The following is a 22,327-nucleotide window of genomic DNA, read 5'->3' as shown; positions in this document are numbered from 1 at the left end:
GCAGAGGGCGCGGCCAGGCGTCCTCTGCTCGGTCGCCGCACGGCATGACTGAAACTGCCTCAGCCGATGGCGAACGAAAGTCGCTCAGCGCTTAACTGATCGGCATTACGCCATAAATGGCGCCCCAATTCCCGGAGGTGCGCATTAATGCGCACCTCGATTCAGACTTTGTTTTTATAATTGAAACTAATCTGAGAGTTCTGTTCTTTCGGCAAGCGTCGTGCCTCTAAATAAACCGATTTCCAGTACGGATTATTTAACGATGAGCGCATCACGCCCTGGCTTACTGACGCATGCAGGAACTGATGATCGGTGTCATAAAAGCCGACGTGCAGCTCACGTTTAATACGGAAGAAGACTAAATCGCCGGGCTGTAAATGCGCTTGATCCACCGGCTTGCCCATGGCAATTAACTCTTTGGTGGTGACGCGATCCATTGGAATATTGAAGCGATCTTTTAGCGTGCGCCAGACAAATCCGGAGCAATCAACACCGGTTAATTGCGTGCCGCCCCACTGATATTTGGTCCCTTCCCACGAATGCATCTGATCGTGCAGCGCGGCAATCACCGGAATTAAATCGGGCTGCTTGCCGCCCTCTGCCGAGGTATCAACGCTCTCTTCAGCAGGCACATGCGAAGACTTAGAAGAACAACCGGCCAGGGTGAAAATAAACAGGCAGGCGATAACTTTGCTGGCGGCAGAATTGATCATGTGTTGGTGTTTTCGCTGAGGGAAACTGGGATGAGTGATTTATACCGTAAAGAAGTTGCAGAAATAAATAGCCTCGCGCTGAAATCTTTTAATTGCCGCTTGGTTTTACCTAAGTTTACGCTTCGGTAACATCTTGTATTTGAGTTAAAAATCTATTTTCCACACTGCTATTTTTTTGTGCAGGAGAATATTTGTTCTCCTGCACAGAATGGCATCACTTTCGGCTTACAACTGTAAGTTTAATACTTGCCGGAGAAATTCGCGCTAATACGCTGGGCCAGATAATCCTGCGCGGAAATAGGCGGATATTTTTTCTCCGGTCCCTCAATAATGACATCTTCATTGGCCTGGCAGAAAAATGCCAGGCTGTAGCGCGCCGGCACCGATTCTCCCGGCAGCGGATTACTGACGCGATGGAAATTTGACGGCAGTTTATCGTCACTCCAGCGCATTAACATATCGCCGATATTACAGGTGATTACACCTTCGAGCGGCGGGATCGGCGTCCAGATTTGCTCCTCCATCTCTCTACCCGGACACACCTGCAAACCGCCCTGCCCATCGCGCTGGAACAGCAACGTCAGGCAATCAAAATCGGTATGCGCACCGGCGCGCCACGGACCATCTGGCTCACCGCTGATGGCAAAATAATGCAGCATACGCAGCGTGCTTTGGTAGGTCTCGCGCGAAGGCTCATGCGCTTTAGCGAAGAAATCGTCGGGGAACCCTAGCTTAAGAGCAAAACATGAAAGCAAACGCATGCCGACTTCCCAGCACTGACGTTCAAACTGCAGTACATCGTGCTGGAAGTCGGGCAAAACGTCATCAGGCCATAAACCTTCCATACGCGGACGCGTTACCTGATATGACTCTTTCTGATCGGGTTTGCCGGTGGAAGGACGAATTTGTGCGCGATATTCCCAGCCCGCATTGCGGCGCAGCGGATGGCGAGCTTTAGCGCTTTGCGGCAACGCAAAAAAGCGTTCTGCATTAGCAAAAGCCGCAGTGATGTCGTCGAGTGGAATGCCGTGTCCGGAAACCTGGAAAAAGCCAATTTCGGTGGCGGCCTGCCACAGTTGATCGGCAATTTCCGCTTTGCGTTCGGCAAAATTGGAGAGATCGATGATGCGCACATCGCGCGCCGCCTCGATGCCGCGCGCGCCCATGCGCGATTCTTTGGTCAGTTCATGCATAGCAAAAGTGGTCTTTTCCATTAGTGCACCTCGTTATTGAGCAATAACGGATGACCTGCCGGCAAAAGGCGGTCATCCCCGCGCCTGGCGAATGCAACAGGCGATCGAGCAATGACCCACCGAATGAAACCACGGCTGACAGCTTCTACTCACTTTAAGCCAAGCAAAGCCTGTGCCAGCTCGATATAGCACGCACAATCAATGATTTAAAGGAAGTGACGCATCCTGTCTGCACAAAGCCGGTGCAAAAAGTGCAAGCATGCATCCTTAACGCGCAGCGGCTGAGAGAAATGTGACTGTCTGGTTGCTGTAAAGAGAATTTATTCAAAGGGTTATATCAATGGCACGCCGTTTGCTAAATCCTAACTGAGTATAAGCGGTCAGCGTGACATCAGATTCACGCAGGACATTGCTCTACAGCAATAGCTGTACCTCGTCAGGGGGCGGTGCTTTTTAGGCATCGTGATGCATGTCATACGCTGGCATCCCCTGATGACGACAACAAACTCAACGTTTATTGGGGGTTTTATGACAATGTCGCGTTTCCGTTTCTCTTTATTTATTGCGTTACTGAGCACTTCTGCACTGTCGCATGCCGCAGACAAACTGGTATTGCAAACCACCTGGGTCGCACAGGCGGAGCAAGGCGGCTATTACCAGGCTGTCGCGACGGGCATCTATAAGAAATATGGGCTGGACGTTGAGGTGCGCTCCGGCGGCCCGCAGCTGAATAACATGACGCTGCTACTGGCGAATCGCGCCGATGTGATCGTCAGCTATGACCTGCAAGTGTTACAGGGCGTTGAACGCCATTTCCCACTCAAAGCGATAGCCGCGCCGTTTCAGTTCGATCCGCAAGGCATTGTTACCCATGGCGATGTGAAGTCATTGGATCAGCTCAAGGGCAAAACCGTGCTGGTGTCAGCCAGTGGTCAAGCCAGCTGGTGGCCGTGGCTCAAAGGTAAATATCAGCTGCAGGATGGTCAGGCGCGCCCTTATACCTTCAACATGCAACCTTTCCTCGCCGATAAAAACACCGCGCAGCAGGCTTACGCCACCTCTGAAGTTCAGCAAATCAAAGCCGTCCAGCCCGACAGCCAGTTCTATCTGTTTGCCGATTATGGCTATCCGGCGTACGGCGGCATCCTGGTTACGCGTGACGATTTGCTGCAAACACAGCCCGACGTGATGAAGCGCTTTGTCACCGCATCGATGGAAGGCTGGAAATCTTACCTCGCCAATCCGGCGGCGGGGAATGCACTGATCAAAAAAGAGAACCCGCAAATGACCGATGCCATTCTGGCCTTTGGCGTGTCACAAATGAAAGCGCTGCACCTGATTGACGGCGGCGATGCCGCGAAACAGGGGCTGGGCGTGATGACGGATAAACGTTGGCAGGCGACGCGTGACTTTATGGTCAACGCCGGTTTGTTGAAAGCCTCAACGGATTGGCAGAGTGCTTTTAGCACGCAGTTCGTCCCGGCAAAAACGGAGTGAGGTGACATGAGCCAACTGTTGATTAAAAACTGTGCTGCGATACTGACCGGCGACAAACAGCATCCACGCAGCAGCGCGCGCGATATTCGCATCCGCGATGGCCTGATTGTGGCGTTGGGTGAACTCAACGCCGTCAGGGAGGAAACCGTGATCGACGCGCGTGATTGCGTGGTGTATCCCGGCTGGGTCAATACGCATCATCATCTGTTTCAATCGTTGCTTAAAGGCGAGCCGCAGGGTCTGAATCTTAGCCTTGGTGGCTGGCTTGCAGCGACGCCGTATCGTTTTCGCGGCGCATTCGATGAACAGACATTTCGCATTGCCGCGCGCGTCGGTCTGGTCGAGCTGGTACGTTCCGGCTGCACCACCATCGCCGATCACCACTATCTCTACTGGCCCGATATGCCGTTTGACGGTGCCGACATCCTGTTTGAAGAGGCCGCGAAACTCGGTGTGCGTTTCGTATTGTGTCGCGGCGGCGCGACGCAAACGCGCGGGCTGGAGAGCGACTTGCCCACCGCGCTACGTCCGGAAAATTTCCACAGCATGATGGCCGATGTTGATCGCCTGGTGGCGCGCTATCATCAACCGCACGATCGGGCGATGCGCCGCATCGTGATGGCGCCCACCACCACCCTGCACTCCACCACCCCGCAGGAGCTGCGTGAAAGCGCGCGCCTGGCTCGCCAGCTCGGCATTCGCCTGCACAGTCATCTCTCCGAAACCGTTGATTACCTCGACGCCGCCCAGGCGAAATTTGGCATGACACCGCTGCAGTTTTGCGCTGAGCATGACTGGATTGGCGACGATGTCTGGTTCGCGCATCTGGTGAAACTGCTACCGGAAGAGATTGCCATGCTGGGTGCAGCGGGTAGCGGTATCGCACACTGCCCGCAAAGTAACGCGCGTCTTGGCAGCGGCATTGCCGATTTAGTGGCGCTGGAACACGCCGGCGTGAAAATTTCCATTGGCGTGGATGGCGCTGCATCGAACGAAGCGGCAGATATGCAAAGCGAAACCCATGCTGCCTGGCAGCTACAGCGCGTACGCAAAGGTATGCTGGCGCAGCCGCGTTATGCGGGCGGAACCTATGAGGGCGGTGGCGATGCTGCCAGTATTGAAGACGTAGTTCGCTGGGGCACGTCCGGTGGTGCGCAGGTGTTGGGGTTGCGCACCGGTCATATTGCGCCAGGCATGGCCGCCGATATTGCCGTCTATCGTCTGGACGATCCGCGCTATTTCGGCCTGCACGATATCACCATCGGCCCGGTTGCCAGCGGCGGACGCGCCCGGTTAAAAGCGCTGATCTGTGATGGGAAACTGCTGATGCAGGATGACGTCATCCCGGGGTACGATCTAGCGGAACTCGGCCGCGACGCTGCGCAAGCGGTGAAAAAATTGCAGCAGCGCGCGGGCGTTTTATAAGGCGTATTTACGCCGCTGTGTTTTTCTTACGCAGCGGCGCTTCTGGCAGAAACAGTGAGAGCACAAAGGCCAGCAGCATCACGCCGGTCGCCATTTGGAAGGCAGCGTGCACCGCACCGCCAAACACCTGAAGATAGGCTTGCTGTACGTCATACGGCAGTTGATGCACGGCATTGGGATCGAGCGCGCGCGGCAGCGCTTTGCCTTGCTCCACCAGCGTAGTCAGACCCGATTTCAGCACCTGACTAAACACTGCTCCAAACAGCGCTACGCCAATCGAACCGCCAACTGAACGAAATAGCGTGACGGATGAAGTTGCTACGCCAATGCTGTCTGGCGTCACCGTGTTCTGCACCGCTAGCACCAATACCTGCATCACCATCCCCATTCCCATGCCCAATACGCAGGCAAACAGATAGATATGCCACAGCGGTGCAGAAAGGGTCAGCGTGGTGAGCAGCGCCATGCCGATGGTGGCCAGCAAGGTGCCAGCAATCGGGAACAGGCGATATTTGCCGGTGCGGCTAATAATGCGCCCGCTGACGATGGAGGTGATGAGTAATCCTCCCATCAACGGCAGCAGCTGTAAGCCCGCTTCTGTCGGCGTTGATCCTTTTACCACCTGCAAATAGAGCGGTAAAAAAGTGACGCTACCAAACAGCGACATACCGACGATAAACGCCATCAAACTGGCGAGCGAGAAGCTGCGATTGCGGAACAGCGATAGCGGAATAATCGGTTCCCACGCGCGGCGTTCTTCATAAATAAAGCCGATCACCCCAATTACACCAAACGCCAGAATGCACCACAGCAGCGGATCGGACCAGGCGCGCAAGGTGCCGCCTTCGCTGGTAAACAGCGTGATGCCGACCAGCGCCATGCTAAGAAATACTGCGCCGGGATAATCAATCTCGTGCGGCTTGCGCTTATTGTCGGTTTTGAACACCGCATTGATGATCACCAACGCAAACAAGCCCAGCGGCAGATTGATATAGAAAATCCAACGCCATGAGGCGTGCTGCACGATAAAACCGCCCAGTAGCGGACCAATAACCGTCGCCAAACCAAAGACGCCGCCAAACAGGCCCTGATATTTGCCGCGATCCTGCGCTGGAATGACATCCGCGACGGCGGCCATACTCACCACCATCAAGCCGCCGCCGCCCAATCCTTGCAGCGCACGCGTGAAGATGAGCTGCTCCATATTCTGCGCCAGACCGCACAGCGCCGAGCCGATAAGGAACAGCACCACCGAGATTTGCAGCACAGTTTTACGGCCAAACAAATCGCCAAACTTACCGTACAGCGGCACCACGATGGTGGAGGCCAGCATATAGGCGGTAACGATCCACGACAGGCGATCCAATCCACCCAGTTCGCCGACAATGGTGGGCAATGCGGTTGAGACAATGGTTTGATCTAATGCAGCGAGCAGCATGACCAGTAATAAAGCGCTCATCAGTAAACGGACGGAAGGAGGATTCTCCTCCCCGCGATCCGACTGCGGCGCGCGTGTTTGGGGTTTCATAACAGACACCAATTGAAATTAATTAAATACACAATTAATATTGCTCGCAGTCTGACATGAATCAAGTGAGCGAGTAAAGATGACCGCACAAAAACTCCCTGCTGACAAAATGGCCAATGCTGCCAAACCACGCCGCCCTGGTCGTCCACGCGGCGGTGCGATCAACGTGCAGCAGCGCGAACACCTGCTGGATATCACGCTGGAGCTGTATGCTGAAAGCGGTATTGGCGAGACATCGCTCAATGCGATTGCGCGCAAAGCAGGTGTCAGCCCGGCGATGCTCAATTACTATTTTCAATCACGTGAATCGCTACTGGATATTGTGGTTGAGGAGCGTTTCTTACCGTTACGTCAGCGGCTGGTTTCCCACTTCATGGACGACCCACGTGACCCTGTCACCACTTTTAGCGCCTTTATCCGTGAAGTGGCGGATATTGTCACCACCTATAACTGGTTTGCCCCGCTGTGGATGCAGGAAGTGATGCAAGGCGAAGGGGGTTTAGGCCAGCACATTAAAAAGCGTTTCGGTCACGGCGAGCGTGATGAAGTGAAAAAATTGATTGAAGGATGGCAGCAGCAAGGATTACTCAATGCGGATCTGGAGCCACAACTGCTGATGACGTCGATTCTCAGCCTGGTGCTGGTGCCCTTCACCCGCTTTGCTAACGATCCCGCTTACAATCGTGACATCATCGTCCAGCATACCTTGAGTCTGTTTTGTCAGGGGATAAAACCAAAAAAATCCACCGCATTTTAAAGATTGAATCCTATCTCTGATATTTCAATGGGTTATCTAAATATGGCGCGAGTACATATCTTTCATTATCCCTTACAGGGGATACGCATTATTTTATCCTCTCTAAGGGATAAGGTCATCTATATCCCCTGCTGAGGATAATTACCCTCAATCATGCTTCACTACGATGAGAATTCGAAATGATTTACAGTCCACGCCAACTTGCAAATCATGTCAGGCTGATTCGACAGAAGAACCAATGGACACAAAGTGAACTGGCGCAAAAAGTGGGTCTCAAGCAATCCACCATTTCTCACTTTGAAAACAATCCCGATCTGACCACGCTGGCAACCTTATTCAAGATTTTACAATCGCTTGATGTGAGCATGGGTGTGCAGGAAAAAGGCGAGGACGCTGCGCCAGCTCAGGAGGATGACTGGTGAAAAAGGAATTAATCACCCGGATGAACGGCGAACGAGTTGGTGTACTTACTCGCAATACCAACGGTGCACATACGTTTCAGTACGATCCTGGCTGGTTGGGAAATAGGCTGGCGAGGCCGCTATCACTTTCATCACCATTACAGCGACAAAAATGGCGCAGTTAATTGAACGCGTGGCGAAAACCCTGTCCAAGGATTTTCCGCTGCATATCGCTGAATCCCTGTTAGAGAACAGCATGCGCATGTTGGCACGCCTGCAAAAATAATTTTTCTCTAGCGAAACTTTCCTCTCTGCTCCAGCGAACTGAACGACTGAGTCACCCAAATCGGAACTCCCCTACTTCGCAGGAGCAGATAATGAAACGCATGAAATCCCTCGTTTGTACCCTGACCATCACGGCAGCACTTGGCTTGTCCGCGTTCAACGCCGGTGCCGCATTGCCGGTCGGCGCGAAAGCACCTAACTTCGAACTGCAGGGCGCGTTAGCCGGTAAGCCGTTGACCTTCTCGCTGGATAAAGCGTTGCAGAAAGGCCCGGTAGTGCTCTATTTCTTCCCGGCGGCGTTTAGCAAGGGCTGCACCCTCGAAGCCCATGATTTTGCTGAAGCCACTGATAGCTTCACCAAAATGGGCGCCACGGTGATTGGTGTTACTGCGGGCAATACCGATCAGGTTAGCGACTTCTCCAAACTGGAGTGCCGCGATAAATTCACCGTAGCAGCCGATCCCGGTGCGAAAGTGGCGGCGCAGTACCAAACCACCATGCAGATGAAGGGCAAAACCCTGTCCGATCGTACCTCATACGTGATCGCCCCCGATGGCAACATTCTGCTGAGTTACACGGATAGAAACCCCGATACGCATATCGAGAAAGCGCTTGCCGCCGTTAAGCAGTACGACGCTTCTCATCCGCAGACTAACTAAAAAAAGAGGCCAGCGATGTTAACCGCCATGCTGGCCGCCTTCATCGGCGGCATCATTCTCAATCTCATGCCCTGCGTGTTTCCGGTGGTATCGCTGAAAGCGCTCGGCCTGTTACGCCATACTGACAACGCCGCCAGCGCGCGCCGTGAAGGTTTGGGTTTTTTACTCGGTGTTGTGGTCACCATGATGGCGCTGGCAGGCATCTTACTGGCAGCGCGTGCCGGTGGTGCGGCGGTGGGCTGGGGCTTCCAGCTGCAATCCCCGCTGGTTATCGCCTTGCTGTCGCTGGTGATCCTTGCTGCCGCGCTTAACTTGCTTGGCGTGTTTGAAGTGGGCTTATCGGTTCAGCGTGTGGGGGGCTCGGTTGATGTGGGTCGCGGTGCGTTTACGCGCTCAGCCCTGACCGGCGCGCTGGCGATTATCGTCGCGACACCCTGCGCCGCACCCTTTATGGCCAGCGCCATCGGATATGCACTGGTACAACCGCCTGCCGTAGCCTTGGTGATTTTCTTTGCATTGGCGCTCGGCTTTGCTGCGCCGTTCACGCTGGTTTCACTGTTCCCGGCGCTGGCTAAATTCCTGCCGCGTCCCGGTGCGTGGATGGATGTACTCAAACGCGGCCTGGCGTTCCCAATGTTTGGCGCTTACGCGTGGCTGGTGTGGGTGCTGGCACAGCAGGCGGGTAGCGCAGCGCTGGCCACCTTGCTGGCAGCCTCGGTCGTTGTCGCCTTCGCCGGCTGGTTGTACGGTATGGCGCAACATCGTCACTTTGCCGGTAAAAGTCATAAAGTGCTGTTTGCGGTAACGGCAGTGCTGATTGTCGCGGTCATCGCCCCGCTCCCCAGCCTGATGAAACCTGGCGTGGGACTGGCGGGCGATCAACTCACGGCCGACGTCACTAAAGCCAAATGGACGCCGCAAGCAGTCGCAGCACAGCGTGGACACGGTAAAGCCATCTTCGTCGATTTCACCGCTTCCTGGTGCATCACCTGCCAGGTGAACGAGAAAACCTCGCTCTCTACCCAGGCGGTGAAAGATGCCTTAGCCAAGACCGGCACGCTGTACATGGTGGCAGATTCCACTAAATTTAACCCGGACGTGGATGACACCATGAGTGAATTTGGTCAGGGCGGATTACCGATGTATCTGGTTTATCCTGCCGACGGCGGACCACCGAAAGTGCTGCCGCAGGTGCTGACACCGAGCATTGTAGTGAATGCGCTAAACCAGGCGGCGAGCAAGAAGGCGTAAGAACAACAAGGCGGATTATGCAAACAAGCGATAGCGCGCGCGAAAGTTGGCCCGCGCTAATGGAACAGGCTCAGGCGGGCAATCAGCTCGCCTATACCCGACTGCTGAAAGCGCTGGTGCCGGTGATTCGTTCGCAAGTGCGTAAACAGATCTCTGATGAGGCGCTGGTAGAAGATGTGATTCAGGATGTGCTGCTAACGGTGCATCGGGTGCGTCACACCTATAATTCCGCCTACCCTTTTTTACCCTGGCTGCTGGCAATTATCTCGGCGCGCGCCATTGATACACTGCGGCGACGGGGTCGTCATCAGCAGTGGGAAGTGAATGACGAGGCACTACCGGAAGCGGCCAGCGCCCCCATTGCGCCGCGGCAGGAGTCGCAGGAAGAGCTGGCCGGTTATCTGCGACAGCTACCGGCGCGTCAGCGCGACATTGTCGAACATGTGCATCTGCGCGAAATGAGCCTGACGGAAGCGGCCGCGCATAACAATTTAAGTGTGTCGGCGGTGAAATCGCTGTTGCACCGCGCATTAACCAATCTGCGCCGCTTTGGAGCCAATCATGACCGATCATGAGCTGTTAATTGAAAAACTCGGACGCGAGATGCGCCCGGTTAAGCCGCTGCGATCTACCGGCTGGCGCGTCTTCGCCTGGCTGCTGCTGGCGTTACCCTGCGGGATTGCCGCTAGCCTATTGGTGCAGCGCAGTTTCACCGATTGGGCACAGCCCGGCGCGCTGCAGGCCATTTCTCAACTGGCGCTGGCCTTTGTACTCGGCACACTGGCGATCCGCAGCGCCTTTGATATGAGCATCGCTGGACGTCGCAGCATCAGCTGGAAAGCGCTGCTGCCGATCGGTTTGCTGTGGCTGGGCATGAGCATCAGCCAGATTCCCGGCGAAGTGCCACTGGTGCACGACAACGACAGCACGCGCTGCTTTACCTTTCTGTTAGTGGTGAGCACACCCATGATGGTGCTGATGATCGCCAGCCTGCGCCGCACCCGCGCGCTGCATCCGGTACGCAGTTTAGCCATGGCAGGACTGGGCGTTTCTTGCATGGCGGTGACGCTGCTGGCATTTTGTCACCCGGTGCATCTGCATCCGCTGGACTTTATTATGCATCTGGCGGCGATCGTGACGATTGTGGCGATGACGGTGCTGGTGGGGAAGCGCTGGGTGACGCTGAAGTGAAGACGAAATAAACAAGGGGGATTTTAATCCCCCTTGCATCTCAACCGCCCGCTGCCAACTGCTGCACTTCACGCCAAACGCCCTCATCCACCGGAATGCCTTCCAATCTATTACGCTCACGCGTGGCTTTTTGACGCTGACCCGGCCAGGTGACGCTGCTAAATCCTTCCGCCACAGCGGATCCATTCACATACTGCTGGATAGTTTCAGCCAACTGCTCAGTAAACCCTTTGCCGCTTAGCTGCGCGGGATCGAACACCATAAAGATCTGACTAGCGCCGGTACAGCTGCCTTGTTGGATAGCATCGATCTCAGCAGTACAGCTGCCCCCCGACAGCAGCGCAGCCATCGCATCCAGCAAAATCGCCATGCCGGAGCCCTTCCAGAAACCGGTGGGCAGAATGCGCATGGATTGCTCGATGGGCGCGGGATCGCGGGTCAGGTTTCCTTGCTGATCAAAGCCGCCAGGATACGGCAGCTGTTCTCCTTGCAGACGCGTCACCTGCAACTTGCCATACGAATATTGTGACATTGCCATATCCAGCACCAGCGGCCCCTGCTTGCCTGGCACCGCCATCACAAAAGGGTTATTGCCGAGGCGAGTATTTTTACCCCCCCATGCCGGCATGCAGGATTCGGTGTTAGTCCAGCAAATCGCTGCCATGCCCTGCTCTGCCGCACGCCAGCCATAGGTGCCTCCACGCATCCAGTGCGTTGTGTTGCGCATGGCCACCAGCCCCATCCCGTGCTCACGCGCTAACTCTGTCGCGCGATCGACAGCCAGAACAGCATTGGTAATGCCCGCTCCGCGCTGTCCATCCCATACTTCCATTACGGAAAGACTTTTTACCCGTTCCGGCACCGCATGCGTATCAACCCACCCCTTTTGCAGGTAATCGACGAAGCGCGCTACCCGGTTGAGGCCGTGCGACGGAATACCGTCACAGCTGGTCTCAGTATGAATTTGTGCGCACAGTGCCGCGGGTTTAGCCGCCATACCAGCGTTGAGCAGGGCCTGTTCGATGGTGGACTGCATGATCTCAAAGGTTATGCGTGTCATGTTGCTGGTTTCCTTTAGCCGTAAGGTTTTCAGCGCGTGGATCAATGCGCTGCATAATATCGTTCTTGCCCCATAAACTGGCCCACGGCCAGCCGGTAAGTTTTTCGGCCACTGCGCGCGTCTCAGCGGACGCCTCAGCGCCAGTGCCACCTGCATGACGACGCTGGATCTCGGCGATTAACAGCGCGTGATTGTGGCGATTCAGGCTGAAGCCGCGTGCGCTAAATAGGCCGACGACGAGGAAGATCAGCGCGCCAATACCAAACACCAGCGCGATGCCGTGAACGGCTTCAGGTGGCTGGCTCACCGCACCTTTGCCGGCAAAACCATAGGATTGCAGTACCAACCCAACGATAAACAGCGCCACCGCCTGCACCGCTTTGCGCACAAACGTCATCACGCCAGCAAAAATGCCTTCGCGACGCTGGCCCGTCAGCATTTCATCCACGTCAGGAATAAAGCTGTAGATGTTCCAGCAAACGTACTGCGTCCCCGAACGTCCCATTCCCATCACAATGGCCGCACCCCATACCATCCACATCTGCGCGCTAATGCCAAACGCGTAGAAACTGATAAACAGCGCCACGCTGGTCAGCATCAGGTACTGCGCCAGCTTATAGGCCGCGCCGTTGCCAATATGAATGCAGAAAGGAATCCACGCCGCGATGCAGAAGAACTGCACTACTGACATAAAGGTCATGCTGTTGGCGGCATCGATGGCGCTATGGCCCAGGACAAAGATGATGTAATACGCCAGCACGGCGCCAAGTACATCGAGCGCCACATAAGCCCCGAGATACATGCCAACATGCTGACGGAAAGTACGCACCTGGAAGGTGGAGAGCAGTGAACGAAACAGCGCTTTCATATCGCGCTTGAACTCAACCGGCGCAGGCTTCTCAGTGATTTCAATGGCGCGCTCCCAGGTAAAGAAGTAGAGCCCAAAAATCACGATAGCGAAGAGCGTGGCAAAGATAACCGCCATATACAGGAAGGAGGATGACGCATCATCACCCAGCACAGCAATAATTGCCCCTGGAAGCCAGGCGGCAAGAATGCCCGCGCCCATGGAAAAGAACATGCGGACGCCGGTGAGACGGGAGCGCACATGGAAATCGTGGGCCATTTCTGCCGCCAGCGTTTCGTAAGGCACGATAACCAGCGTGTAGCAGGCGTAGAACAAGATGTATGTGGCGAGGTAGTAAGCGAATCCCATGTCGCTCACCCACATCATGATGTAGCTGAAGAACACCAGCGGTGCGCCGATCAGGAAGAAAAAGCCACGGCGACCAAAGCGCTGACCAAGACGATTGCGCCAGAAGTTGTCCGTGACATAGCCCATTAACGGATCAAAAAAGGCGTCCAGCAGACGTGCGAAAGCGATAACGGCACCGGCTTCTGCCGGGCTTAATCCGCCGTAAGTGGTGTAAAAATACATTAGCCAAAGGCCAAGTATCGTGAAACTGCCGCCACCAAAAACATCGCCGCCGCCATAGGCCAGCATGTTTCTCAACTTGATGGGTTTCTCTTCGGAACGGTTAATCATCAGCAGCACCTTGTCAGGAGTTATGCCTTAATGATTTACATTTGATTAACTGCCATACAAGAATGTTTCTAATGTTTTGTGAGACTCAACCACTTTTCACCATGAGGGGGCGATTAAATTGTGACCGGTAAGAGATTTTGGGGATAACCATGAAATTGCGGATTGACCAGGCGGTCCTGTGAGCTGCACTGACGATGAGAAAAAGAACGCTCCAAATCGGTATCGGCGTGCTACCAGAATAGCTCTCCTGGATGGGGCGGTACTGAAGTGAAGTAATGATACCTATAAGGTTATTGTTTTGATGCGAGAGACAAGAAGCAGAAGATTAAAAATTAGCGCAGTCACATGGTAAAGGTCACATTTGTAAACTATAAAATAATAGCAATAAGAGAACTATTCCCATCATTTACCTCATCCAAGGACACGTATGAAAAAATTAATTTTCGTATTATTAGCAAGCTCATTATCATTTAGCGCCTTTGCTGCAGAGCTAATGACAAAAGTAGAGTTTGAAAAGGTAAAAGATCAGTATGTTGAGGTGGGCGAGATTTCTACCTCAGGTGAAACCGATGCTGCCAGTGCTAAAGAGGAGTTGTCGAAAAAGGCCGATGAAAAAGGTGGCGATATTTATATTGTTACCTCAGCGAATACCAATAACAAAATATATGGTACCGCCATCGTCTACAAGAAAAAGTAATAGCAAAAACGGCCTTAGCATGGCGTTATAATATAACTACGGCTTAGGCCGTTCTTTTTTCTTTATAAGTCTGGCCCGCCGTATTGCAATAAAAAAGGGCGATTCCAGCGAACCGCCCTTTTAATTCAGCGAACTTTTACTGCGGAATGACCTTCTCCGCCTTCAGCCGATTAAATAGCTGTGTGAATGAATCCAGCGTGGAACGATAGCCGGTGAAGCCCGCTTTGCGGCTCTTGCTCATGTCGGTAAAGGCTTCCATCGGACGGCCCAAATCGGCATCGGTGTGCCACCAGGATGCGAGCTTAGTAATGTCCGCTTCGCGCAGCTGATAACGTGCTGCCACATCACGCCAGGCGTCCGCCGCTTCTTGCATGCGCCCTTCCAGCGGCATCATCTGTGCCGGATACGCCGCCGCTTCCACGCCGAAATAGGCCGCCAGACGTGGCCACAACCAATTCCAGCGGAACACGTCACCGTTGACTGCGTTGAAATCCTGATTGGCCGCTTCGGCCGCCGTCGCCGCCCACAGCAACTGCTCGGCCAGCAAACCGGCATCGGTCACATCGGAAACACCGTTCCACTGCTCTGGCGAGCCTGGGAAAATAAACGGCAAGCCCTGCTCGCGACACAACGTGGCGTAAACCGCCAGCGTCTGGCCCATATTCATCGCGTTACCCAGCGCAAAACCGACGATGGAGTGCGGACGATGCACGCTCCAGCGATAGCCATATTTCTCCGCACCGGCAAAGACTTCGTCTTCTTGCGCGTAATAGAAGTTATCGACCGGCTGACGCCCCTGCTCCTCGCGGAATGGCGTAACCGGCACCGCGCCTTTACCGTAGGCTTCAAACGGACCGAGGTAATGCTTCAGGCCGGTTACCAGCGCCACATGCGCGCCATTCAGGCGTTCACCCAGGGCTTCAATCACGTTACGCACCATGCCGCCATTGACGCGAATGTTCTCTTTCTCATTTTCCTGACGCGACCACACGCTAAAGAACAGGGCATCCGGCTTCTCCTGCGCCAAAGCGGCACGCACCGCGTCTGCATCAGTGAGATCGGCGGTCAGGCTGCGACAACCTTCCGGCACCGCGCCGCGTCCACGTGATAAGCCGCTTACCTGCCAGCCTTCGCGCTGCAGTTTTTCTGCCAGCGCGCGCCCAATAACGCCGCTGATGCCTACAATCAATGCCTGCTTTTGCATTTTAATTCTCCTCAGTTTCAGTAATGATGAGTTTAATAGAGAATTAAATTCCTATCTCTGGCATTAATTCACGGCATTCACAACCTGAGTTCACTAATCAATGCACGATCAACGCCTGAAAGATATCGTCCCCTTTGTCGCCAGCGTGGAGAGCGGCAGCTTTGCCGCGGCTGCCGAGCGTCTGCACTTAACCGGTTCCGCAGTGAGTAAGAGCGTCACGCGGTTGGAAACACGCCTCGGCTCGCGCCTGCTGGAGCGTACCACGCGCAGCCTGAAACTCACCGACGCTGGCAACGCTTATTACCAAACCTGTTTGCGCATTATGGAGGAGCTGGCTGAAGCCGAAGCGGTGCTGGCGGCGCAGCGCACCATTCCCTCTGGCCGCTTGCGCCTCGCGGTGCCGAATACTTACGGTCGCCTCGGCGTGATGCCGCTGTTGATTCCCTTTTGTCTGCAGCATCCGGATGTCGAACTGAATCTGACGTTTTCCGATCGTTTTATCGATCTCTTCGACGAGGGAATTGACGTGGCGGTGCGCATTGGCGGATCGCCCGATCTGCCCGCCTCGCTCGGCTGTCGCCAGATGGGTCGCGAACGCATGGTGTTTTGCGCCTCAGCGGATTATCTGGCGCGCGTCGGTCGACCGAACAGTGAAAGCGAGCTGTTACATCATCAGGCGATCCTGTATGAACGCGTCGATGGCAGCACCAAACCGTGGTTATTCACTACCGAAGATGGTCATCCACACTGGCGCAACGTGCCGCACCGTATGGCGCTGGGCGATGTGGATGCACAAGTGCAGGCGGTGTGTGGCGGGCTTGGCATCGCGCAGATGCCATCGTGGTTGATACGTGAGCCGCTGGCGCGCGGCGATCTGCAGATCATTCTGCCCGAACAGCAGCCGGACGGGTTAGCCTTAACGCTGATCTGGCCGCGCCGCAAACAGCTGCTTCCCAAAGTCGATGCGTTGCTGGCAGCGCTAGAAGGATTATCGATCCGTTAAATTGCGGGTGCGCATTAATGCGCACCCTACAGTGTGTTTTGTAGGGTCGCCATTTATGGCGTAATGCTCGTCAGTTAAGCAGCGCAATGGCTCCGCGGGGGTTCCGCCCGCTAAGCATATGGCAGTTTCAGAATGTGTGAAGCAGGCGGCCGGGCTAAGGTCCGAAGGCGCGGACCTTAGCAATCCGCGCCTGCGCCGTCCTCGCTGTTCCCTCGCTTATCACTCCGGCCTGACGGACCGCGCGGATTCGCCATCCCTGGCTCATGCCGCGCTTTCGCCGACGTCGTGTCGGCTCATCCTGGCCGTCACTCTGCGCTCGGCGCTGCGGATAGCGCCCAACACCATCGCCTGCCATTACCGTATCTGGTTTGAAATTTTGCAGGCTGAAGATTTTGGGTTACCTGGTCGCCATGAATGACGACCCTACAGGCGTTACAGCGGTGATAATTCAGGACCAGGCATTGCTGCTGCAGCGCGGGTGTTGAGGCGACATCCCAGCCCGCTGAGCGAGTGAGTGATTCCAGGGCGAGCCGCAGGGATGCGGCGAGAGGCGGCGCTGAGCAGGAGCGAATCGCCGCCGGTCCGTCAGGAATTGCGAGGGAGCGAAGGCACCGCGCAGCGGCGGGATGGGCTGGCGCAGGGCCCGGGAGTGCAGAGGGCGCGGCCAGGCGTCCTCTGCTCGGGCGCCGCACGGCGTAGATGAAACAGCCCCAGCCGAGGGCGAACGAAAGTTGCTCAGTGCTTAACTGATTGGCATTACGCCATTTATGGCGACCGCTCATATCAGCGGTGATTTAGCCTGCGCGACAACCTGTCGCCAAAAAACTGCAATACCGCGACCAACGCCACCAGCACCACAATCACCGTCAGCATCACCTGCATATCAAAGCGCTGATAGCCATAGCGATATGCCAGATCGCCCAAACCACCGGCACCAATCGCGCCGGCCATCGCGGAGGCATTAATCATCGTCACCAGCGTAATGGTAAATCCGCTGACGATGCCCGGCCGCGCTTCGGGCAACAGTACATGCCAGATAATATGCCAGCGATGAAAACCCATCGCCTGCGCCGCTTCGGTCAATCCTTTATCCACTTCACGCAGGCTCACTTCGGCGATGCGCGCAAAGAACGGTGTTGCCGCCAGCGTGAGCGGCACTACCGCCGCCCACACGCCGTAGGTGGTGCCGACGATCCAGCGGGTAAAGGGGATCAGCGCCACCATTAGGATTAAAAACGGAATCGAACGGAACAGGTTCACCACCCAGCCAAGCACACGATTCAGCAGCGGACTGGGAAACAGATCGCCGCGTCCAGTCACCACCAAAACCACCGCCATCGGCAAGCCCAAGGCCAGCGCCAGCAGCGACGACACGCCAACCATAAGCAGCGTATCCAGCAGCCCCACCCATAAACGATCAATAGCCAGTGACATAGCCCGCAATCTCCAGTTGGTCAGCAACAGAGGTTAATAGTGCACGCGCAGCGTCAGATTCATGGCGCGCATCTAGCAGCAGCAACATCTGCCCGGTCGGTTTGCCGTCCACCCACTCCACCGCGCTAAACAGCAGAGTCAGCTCACCGGCAACGCGCGTACTGAGCGCGGCCAAGTCCGGCTGCGCGCCTTGTCCGGTGTAGCGCAGCCGCACCAGCAGACGCGAATCGCTGCGCTGGCGCGTCGGCGTCAACAGCGGTTGAATCGCTTCCGGCAGCGCGCTGAATTGCGGATTCAGCAGTTGCCGCGTGGTCTCCTGCTGCGGATCGCTATACACCTGCCACACCGGCCCGCGCTCAATGATTTCGCCCTGATCGATCACCGCCACCTGATGACAAAGATCGTGTACCACGTCCATCTCATGGGTGATCAAAATGATGGTGATGTGGCGCTGTTGATTGATCTTCTTCAGCAACGCCAGAATCGCGCGCGTGGTTTCCGGATCGAGCGCCGAGGTTGCCTCATCGCACAGCAGCAGTTCGGGATCGTGCACCAAGGCGCGCGCAATGCCGACCCGCTGCTTCTGGCCGCCGGACAGCTGCGCAGGCCAGGCGTGCTGGCGCTGTTCCAGCCCCACCAGCGCCAGCAGTTCATCCACCTTGCGCCGCCGCTCAGCCGCAGGCACGCCCGCCACTTTCATCGGCAGCTCAATGTTTTCACGCACCGTTTTGGCAGAGAGCAAATTGAAGTGCTGGAAAATCATGCCGGTACGACGTCGCCAATCTACCAGCTGACGATCGCTCAGGCTGCCGAGATCGATGCCGTCAATCACCACCTGCCCGCTTGTCGGGTTTTCCAGCCGGTTAAGGCAGCGAATCAGCGTTGATTTTCCGGCGCCGCTGCGGCCAATAATGCCGAAAATCTCGCCGCGCTTAACCTGCAGATCGACCGCTTTCAACGCGTCCAGGCTTTGTCCGGGATAGCGTTTACTTAAGCCGCGAATCTGCACGTGCACTCTCCCAGCCGTCTCGGCCGTCGGTGACAGCAACGCATCGCGCTCGCCGGGTAGCGTCAGGCTAACCATGCTTACTGGCTCCAGCCCGGCTGATACAGCTTGCCGTAGAAGTCATCCAGTTTGGCGCGCACTACCGGTGAATGCTGGTAGATATCGACAAACTTCGCCAGGCGCGGATCGTTCTGATGGCCATCACGAATCACGAACTGAATCACATATTCCGGATGCTCAAGGCCATCAAACAGCAAGGCCTTGTTGGGATCGATGGTCTTCGACAGGCGCAGATAGTGCGGATAGCCTTGCGCTAAATCGACTTCATCCAGCGATCGCGACAGCTGCACCGCTTCCACTTCGATAATCTTCAGATGCTTTGGATTGCTGACAATGTCATCCACGGTCGATTTGAGGCCCGCGCCCGGTTTCAGCGTAATCAGTTTGGCTTTTTGCAGCAGCAGCAGGCCGCGCGCGCCATTGATCGGATCGTTAGCAATCGCTACCGTGCCGCCATCGGGAATCTGGTCAATCGCAGTATGTTTTTTCGAATAGAGGCCGATATTGTTGATGATGGCGGGTGCAAAAGGCACCAGATGGAATCCGCCCTGCTGGTTGGCGTTCTCAAGGAACGGCTTATGCTGGAACAGGTTGACGTCGATGTCGCCGTTTTCCACGCTGACGTTTGGCGCCGTCCAGTCGGTGAACTCCACCAACTCAACGTTCAAACCCTGTTTCTTCGCTTCGGCCACCGCGGTTTCCAGCGGCGGCGCAAAGGCTGCGGTGGTGCCGACTTTGAGCGGTCCGCTGTAGTTCTCGGCAGCGACGGCGCTAAACGCCAGCAGTGCGACGCTGGCAGCCAGCGCGAATTGACGTGCAATTTTCATATCAGATCCCTGAGGTTAAATTAACGAAGGTTAACGCCGTCGCGCCAGCGTGCCGCCGGATGACGATCGGGCAAACGGTCTTGCTGTTGAAAGATTTTTTGCCGTAACGAACCGGGCTGATAGGCGGTTTTAAAGCGGCCGCGCTGCTGCAATTCCGGAACAACCAGATCGATAAAATCACGGTAGCTCTGCGGGTTGAGGATGCGCGTCAGGTTAAAGCCGTCAATATCGCCTTCATCGATCCACTTGATCAACGCATCGGCGACCTGGCTCGGATTGCCGACGATCAGCGGATAGCGGCTGCCCATCGCGTGCTGCTCCAGCAAGCGACGACGCGTCCAGCCGCTAAAGGCTTTGCTTACCGATTCTATCGCGCGCGTGTCGCCGGTCTGAATCGGCTCATCCAGCTCGAAGGCCGCCAAATCCAACCCAATCGAGCTGGAGAAGTGGGCGATGCCGGCTTCCGGGCTGGCATAGTCGAGATAGCTGCGCTGCTTCTCCTGCGCCTCACGCTCGCCAGGCGCCACAATCACGCTGACGCCCATAAAGATGCGCAGATCGTCAGGATGGCGTCCGGCAGCCACCGCCGCCTGACGCAGACGCGTGGATTGCTCGCGCATCGCCGCCGGTGACGCCGCATTAACAAAGCTGCACTCGGCATGACGCCCGGCAAACTGCATGCCGCGCGTCGAGGAACCGGCCTGAAATAGCAGCGGCGTGCGCTGCGGTGATGGGCTGCTGAGGTGATAGCCCTGCAGCTGATAAAACTCGCCCTGATGATTGATTTGCTTGATCTTGCTGGCATCGGCGTACAGACGATTGGCCTTATCCTGTACCAACGCATCGTCCTGCCAGCTGGCTTCCCACAATTTGTAGGTGACATCCAGAAACTCATCGGCCTGATCGTAGCGGCGATCGTGCGCCAGCAGCTGATGTTGGCCCATGGCGCGCGCGGCGCTATCAAGATAACCGGTGACGATGTTCCAGCCGATGCGCCCATTGGTCAGGTGATCGAGCGTGGAAAGTCGGCGCGCGAACGGATATGGCGCTTCATAACTCAGGTTGGCGGTGACGCCAAAGCCCAGATGCTGCGTAACGCTCGCCATGCCGGAAATCAGCATTAGCGGATCGTTAACCGGCAGCTGAATCGACTCTTTGGCGGTCAGGCCAATACCCTGCTGATAGACGTCATACACACCGAGAATATCGGCGATAAACAGCCCATCAAATAGCCCGCGCTCCAGCAAACGCGCCAGATCCAGCCAGTAATCGAGCGAATTGAAATCCACTGAACGATCCTGCGGATGTGTCCACATGCCGTGATGAATGTGCCCAACGCAGTTCATATTGAAGGCGTTAAGCAGAATCTGTTTTTGACTCATATCGTTCCCCGACGCGGTGGCAGCACGCCATTCAGCAGGTAGTTGCCAATCGCCGGATATTTCCAGCGCACCGGATCGTGCAGGGTGTGGGTGCGCGCATTGCGCCAGTGGCGGTCAAAGTTGTGTTCACGCAGGCTGGAACGCGATCCGCCCAGTTCAAACAGCAGATTACTGGCCTCCAGCGACACTTCAGTGGTCCAGGCGCGCGCCTTCGCCACGTCGACTGAAGCTAGCGCCACGTTTTCCGCACTGGGTTCGCGCTGCGCCACGTCAACGGCGTCACCGGCAATTGCCAGCAGCGCATCACCGGCGCTAAGTCGCGCGGCAAGGCGACCGGTACGATCGAGCGTCAACGGATCGTCGCTGGCGCATTCCACACCGCTGTCCGGCCACGGACGTGCACGCTGGCGCAGAAAATCAAGCATGTCATTAAAGGCTGCACGCGCGATGCCTTGATCGATGGCGGCATGCATAATCTGCGCAAACGGCCCAACGGTGCTCGGCCGCTCAAACGCCGTCTGGAAGGGCACCACATCTTCCGGCGCAATCGCCACATCGCGGAACTGCACGCTGCCGCTGCCGGTGGTGCGCTGACCAAAGCCGCTCCAGTCATCGATCACGTTGACGCCTGGCTGCTGGCGCGGCACAAACACCAGCTGTTCTTTACCGTCATCGGCAATCGCCAGCGTCGGAATACGATCGGCGTATAACGCGCCGGTGCAGTAAAATTTGTTGCCGTTGAGACGCAATCCCTCAGCCTGCTGCGAAACTGCAGTTGATCGCTGATGCGCGGCCGGCGAGCTGAACTCCGCCAGCGCATTGCCGTGATGCACGCCGTCCAGCACCTCGGCATACAGCCGTTTTTTCTGCGCCTCGCTGCCGTTGATGCGCAGCACTTCCAGCGCGTAAAAATGGTTCTGCGGCACCTGACCAATCGAACCGTCGGCAGCGCTTAACATCACGAAAATCTCAGCCAGTTCAGCGCTAGAAATTTCAATGCCACCGAAGGCGCGCGGCACGGTGATGGCGCCGAGCCCGGATTGAAACAGCTGCTGCAACTCGGTGTGCGGCAGCTCACGTTCGCGGTCGCGCTGGGACGAACCGGCACGAAAACGCGCTGCTAATTCCTGCGCCACCTGTAACGCTTGCTGGGCTGTCGCGATGCGCGTCGCGCGCTGTTTAGGCAATACCTGCGTCATGGTTGCTCC

General features: G+C 56.1%; 21 protein-coding genes and 1 pseudogene. 11 read left to right on the top strand and 11 right to left on the bottom strand.

Annotation, left to right across the window (positions count from 1 at the left end; all coding sequences use genetic code 11):
• Positions 1–161 precede the first annotated feature (161 nt).
• Positions 162–713, bottom strand: coding sequence for a C40 family peptidase (locus WFL93_RS09250; RefSeq protein WP_007889009.1), 552 nt, complete (start codon positions 711–713; stop codon positions 162–164).
• 239 nt (positions 714–952) lie between these two features.
• Positions 953–1,927, bottom strand: coding sequence for an isopenicillin N synthase family dioxygenase (locus WFL93_RS09245; protein ID WP_007889007.1), 975 nt, complete (start codon positions 1,925–1,927; stop codon positions 953–955).
• A 507-nt stretch (positions 1,928–2,434) separates the two neighbouring features.
• On the opposite strand from WFL93_RS09245, the gene WFL93_RS09240 reads away from it, so the two are divergent.
• On the top strand, positions 2,435–3,403 hold the full coding sequence (locus WFL93_RS09240) for an ABC transporter substrate-binding protein (protein WP_036620826.1): 969 nt from the start codon (positions 2,435–2,437) through the stop codon (positions 3,401–3,403).
• Between the two features lie 6 nt (positions 3,404–3,409).
• Positions 3,410–4,828 carry an amidohydrolase family protein gene (locus tag WFL93_RS09235; RefSeq protein ID WP_336777954.1) on the top strand — a complete coding sequence of 473 codons (1,419 nt, stop codon included), beginning with the start codon at positions 3,410–3,412 and terminating at the stop codon, positions 4,826–4,828.
• A 7-nt stretch (positions 4,829–4,835) separates the two neighbouring features.
• On the opposite strand, the gene WFL93_RS09230 is transcribed toward WFL93_RS09235, so the two are convergent.
• Positions 4,836–6,356 carry an MDR family MFS transporter gene (locus tag WFL93_RS09230; protein WP_007889003.1) on the bottom strand — a complete coding sequence of 507 codons (1,521 nt, stop codon included), beginning with the start codon at positions 6,354–6,356 and terminating at the stop codon, positions 4,836–4,838.
• Between the two features lie 79 nt (positions 6,357–6,435).
• Between WFL93_RS09230 and WFL93_RS09225 the strand changes: the two genes are divergently transcribed.
• The 7 genes and pseudogenes from WFL93_RS09225 (at position 6,436) to WFL93_RS09195 (ending at position 10,900) form a co-directional block, all read left to right on the top strand.
• A complete protein-coding gene (locus WFL93_RS09225) occupies positions 6,436–7,113 on the top strand; it encodes a TetR/AcrR family transcriptional regulator (RefSeq protein WP_336777953.1) in 678 nt (225 codons plus the stop codon).
• 179 nt (positions 7,114–7,292) lie between these two features.
• A complete protein-coding gene (gene hipB / locus WFL93_RS09220; RefSeq protein ID WP_049851704.1) occupies positions 7,293–7,535 on the top strand; it encodes a type II toxin-antitoxin system antitoxin HipB in 243 nt (80 codons plus the stop codon).
• Between the two features lie 20 nt (positions 7,536–7,555).
• Positions 7,556–7,681 (top strand): annotated as a pseudogene (locus WFL93_RS09215) (HipA N-terminal domain-containing protein); the annotation flags it as partial.
• A 210-nt stretch (positions 7,682–7,891) separates the two neighbouring features.
• Positions 7,892–8,458 (top strand): peroxiredoxin, encoded by a 567-nt coding sequence (locus WFL93_RS09210; RefSeq protein ID WP_180824275.1) that lies wholly within the window; start codon positions 7,892–7,894, stop codon positions 8,456–8,458.
• Positions 8,459–8,473: 15 nt separating this feature from the next.
• On the top strand, positions 8,474–9,709 hold the full coding sequence (locus tag WFL93_RS09205; RefSeq protein WP_336777952.1) for a protein-disulfide reductase DsbD family protein: 1,236 nt from the start codon (positions 8,474–8,476) through the stop codon (positions 9,707–9,709).
• A 17-nt stretch (positions 9,710–9,726) separates the two neighbouring features.
• Positions 9,727–10,284: a sigma-70 family RNA polymerase sigma factor gene (locus WFL93_RS09200; protein WP_336777951.1), complete on the top strand. Its 558-nt coding sequence runs from the start codon at positions 9,727–9,729 to the stop codon at positions 10,282–10,284.
• The gene (locus WFL93_RS09195) at positions 10,271–10,900 is read left to right on the top strand and encodes an NrsF family protein (RefSeq protein ID WP_336777950.1); all 630 of its coding nucleotides are present in this window, start codon (positions 10,271–10,273) and stop codon (positions 10,898–10,900) included. The genes WFL93_RS09200 and WFL93_RS09195 overlap by 14 nt, the downstream gene beginning before the upstream one ends.
• Positions 10,901–10,940: 40 nt before the next feature.
• Here WFL93_RS09195 and yiaK read toward each other — a convergent pair whose 3' ends face one another.
• Positions 10,941–11,960: a 3-dehydro-L-gulonate 2-dehydrogenase gene (gene yiaK / locus WFL93_RS09190; RefSeq protein WP_336777949.1), complete on the bottom strand. Its 1,020-nt coding sequence runs from the start codon at positions 11,958–11,960 to the stop codon at positions 10,941–10,943.
• Positions 11,941–13,506 (bottom strand): MFS transporter, encoded by a 1,566-nt coding sequence (locus WFL93_RS09185; protein ID WP_336777948.1) that lies wholly within the window; start codon positions 13,504–13,506, stop codon positions 11,941–11,943. Before WFL93_RS09185 ends, yiaK begins: the two co-directional genes overlap by 20 nt.
• Positions 13,507–13,933: 427 nt before the next feature.
• Between WFL93_RS09185 and yahO the strand changes: the two genes are divergently transcribed.
• On the top strand, positions 13,934–14,203 hold the full coding sequence (yahO, locus tag WFL93_RS09180) for a DUF1471 family periplasmic protein YahO (protein ID WP_007888991.1): 270 nt from the start codon (positions 13,934–13,936) through the stop codon (positions 14,201–14,203).
• A gap of 136 nt (positions 14,204–14,339) precedes the next feature.
• Here the strand turns inward: yahO and WFL93_RS09175 are convergent, their stop codons facing one another.
• On the bottom strand, positions 14,340–15,407 hold the full coding sequence (locus WFL93_RS09175; protein ID WP_336777947.1) for an SDR family oxidoreductase: 1,068 nt from the start codon (positions 15,405–15,407) through the stop codon (positions 14,340–14,342).
• Between the two features lie 100 nt (positions 15,408–15,507).
• Between WFL93_RS09175 and WFL93_RS09170 the strand changes: the two genes are divergently transcribed.
• Positions 15,508–16,410 carry a LysR family transcriptional regulator gene (locus WFL93_RS09170; RefSeq protein ID WP_336777946.1) on the top strand — a complete coding sequence of 301 codons (903 nt, stop codon included), beginning with the start codon at positions 15,508–15,510 and terminating at the stop codon, positions 16,408–16,410.
• 783 nt (positions 16,411–17,193) lie between these two features.
• Here the strand turns inward: WFL93_RS09170 and WFL93_RS09165 are convergent.
• The 5 genes from WFL93_RS09165 to WFL93_RS09145 are packed head-to-tail and all read right to left on the bottom strand — an operon-like array spanning position 17,194 to position 22,318.
• Positions 17,194–17,844 (bottom strand): methionine ABC transporter permease, encoded by a 651-nt coding sequence (locus WFL93_RS09165; protein ID WP_336777945.1) that lies wholly within the window; start codon positions 17,842–17,844, stop codon positions 17,194–17,196.
• Entirely contained in the window at positions 17,828–18,928 is a 1,101-nt protein-coding gene (locus WFL93_RS09160) for a methionine ABC transporter ATP-binding protein (RefSeq protein WP_336777944.1), read from the bottom strand. The genes WFL93_RS09165 and WFL93_RS09160 overlap by 17 nt, the downstream gene beginning before the upstream one ends.
• A 2-nt stretch (positions 18,929–18,930) precedes the next feature.
• The gene (locus WFL93_RS09155) at positions 18,931–19,737 is read right to left on the bottom strand and encodes a MetQ/NlpA family ABC transporter substrate-binding protein (RefSeq protein ID WP_049851714.1); all 807 of its coding nucleotides are present in this window, start codon (positions 19,735–19,737) and stop codon (positions 18,931–18,933) included.
• 20 nt (positions 19,738–19,757) lie between these two features.
• The gene (locus WFL93_RS09150; RefSeq protein WP_336777943.1) at positions 19,758–21,119 is read right to left on the bottom strand and encodes an LLM class flavin-dependent oxidoreductase; all 1,362 of its coding nucleotides are present in this window, start codon (positions 21,117–21,119) and stop codon (positions 19,758–19,760) included.
• Positions 21,116–22,318 carry an SfnB family sulfur acquisition oxidoreductase gene (locus tag WFL93_RS09145; protein WP_336777942.1) on the bottom strand — a complete coding sequence of 401 codons (1,203 nt, stop codon included), beginning with the start codon at positions 22,316–22,318 and terminating at the stop codon, positions 21,116–21,118. The genes WFL93_RS09150 and WFL93_RS09145 overlap by 4 nt, the downstream gene beginning before the upstream one ends.
• Positions 22,319–22,327 lie beyond the last annotated feature (9 nt).

This window comes from Pantoea sp. USHLN256, assembly GCF_037149875.1.
GTDB classification, from domain to species: domain Bacteria; phylum Pseudomonadota; class Gammaproteobacteria; order Enterobacterales; family Enterobacteriaceae; genus Pantoea; species Pantoea nemavictus.
The sequence above is the reverse complement of the archived record's forward strand: the minus strand, read 5'-3'. Positions and strand labels throughout refer to the sequence as shown.

Coding starts and splice junctions, on each gene's coding strand:
- WFL93_RS09240 (WP_036620826.1), top strand. CDS start 2,435: ATGACAATGTCGCGTTTCCGTTTCTCTTTATTTATTGCGTTACTGAGC.
- WFL93_RS09145 (WP_336777942.1), bottom strand. CDS start 22,318: ATGACGCAGGTATTGCCTAAACAGCGCGCGACGCGCATCGCGACAGCC.
- WFL93_RS09155 (WP_049851714.1), bottom strand. CDS start 19,737: ATGAAAATTGCACGTCAATTCGCGCTGGCTGCCAGCGTCGCACTGCTG.
- WFL93_RS09205 (WP_336777952.1), top strand. CDS start 8,474: ATGTTAACCGCCATGCTGGCCGCCTTCATCGGCGGCATCATTCTCAAT.
- WFL93_RS09195 (WP_336777950.1), top strand. CDS start 10,271: ATGACCGATCATGAGCTGTTAATTGAAAAACTCGGACGCGAGATGCGC.
- WFL93_RS09225 (WP_336777953.1), top strand. CDS start 6,436: ATGACCGCACAAAAACTCCCTGCTGACAAAATGGCCAATGCTGCCAAA.
- yiaK (WP_336777949.1), bottom strand. CDS start 11,960: ATGACACGCATAACCTTTGAGATCATGCAGTCCACCATCGAACAGGCC.
- WFL93_RS09250 (WP_007889009.1), bottom strand. CDS start 713: ATGATCAATTCTGCCGCCAGCAAAGTTATCGCCTGCCTGTTTATTTTC.
- WFL93_RS09160 (WP_336777944.1), bottom strand. CDS start 18,928: ATGGTTAGCCTGACGCTACCCGGCGAGCGCGATGCGTTGCTGTCACCG.
- yahO (WP_007888991.1), top strand. CDS start 13,934: ATGAAAAAATTAATTTTCGTATTATTAGCAAGCTCATTATCATTTAGC.
- WFL93_RS09175 (WP_336777947.1), bottom strand. CDS start 15,407: ATGCAAAAGCAGGCATTGATTGTAGGCATCAGCGGCGTTATTGGGCGC.
- WFL93_RS09230 (WP_007889003.1), bottom strand. CDS start 6,356: ATGAAACCCCAAACACGCGCGCCGCAGTCGGATCGCGGGGAGGAGAAT.
- WFL93_RS09150 (WP_336777943.1), bottom strand. CDS start 21,119: ATGAGTCAAAAACAGATTCTGCTTAACGCCTTCAATATGAACTGCGTT.
- WFL93_RS09170 (WP_336777946.1), top strand. CDS start 15,508: ATGCACGATCAACGCCTGAAAGATATCGTCCCCTTTGTCGCCAGCGTG.
- WFL93_RS09165 (WP_336777945.1), bottom strand. CDS start 17,844: ATGTCACTGGCTATTGATCGTTTATGGGTGGGGCTGCTGGATACGCTG.
- WFL93_RS09200 (WP_336777951.1), top strand. CDS start 9,727: ATGCAAACAAGCGATAGCGCGCGCGAAAGTTGGCCCGCGCTAATGGAA.
- WFL93_RS09235 (WP_336777954.1), top strand. CDS start 3,410: ATGAGCCAACTGTTGATTAAAAACTGTGCTGCGATACTGACCGGCGAC.
- WFL93_RS09210 (WP_180824275.1), top strand. CDS start 7,892: ATGAAACGCATGAAATCCCTCGTTTGTACCCTGACCATCACGGCAGCA.
- WFL93_RS09185 (WP_336777948.1), bottom strand. CDS start 13,506: ATGATTAACCGTTCCGAAGAGAAACCCATCAAGTTGAGAAACATGCTG.
- hipB (WP_049851704.1), top strand. CDS start 7,293: ATGATTTACAGTCCACGCCAACTTGCAAATCATGTCAGGCTGATTCGA.
- WFL93_RS09245 (WP_007889007.1), bottom strand. CDS start 1,927: ATGGAAAAGACCACTTTTGCTATGCATGAACTGACCAAAGAATCGCGC.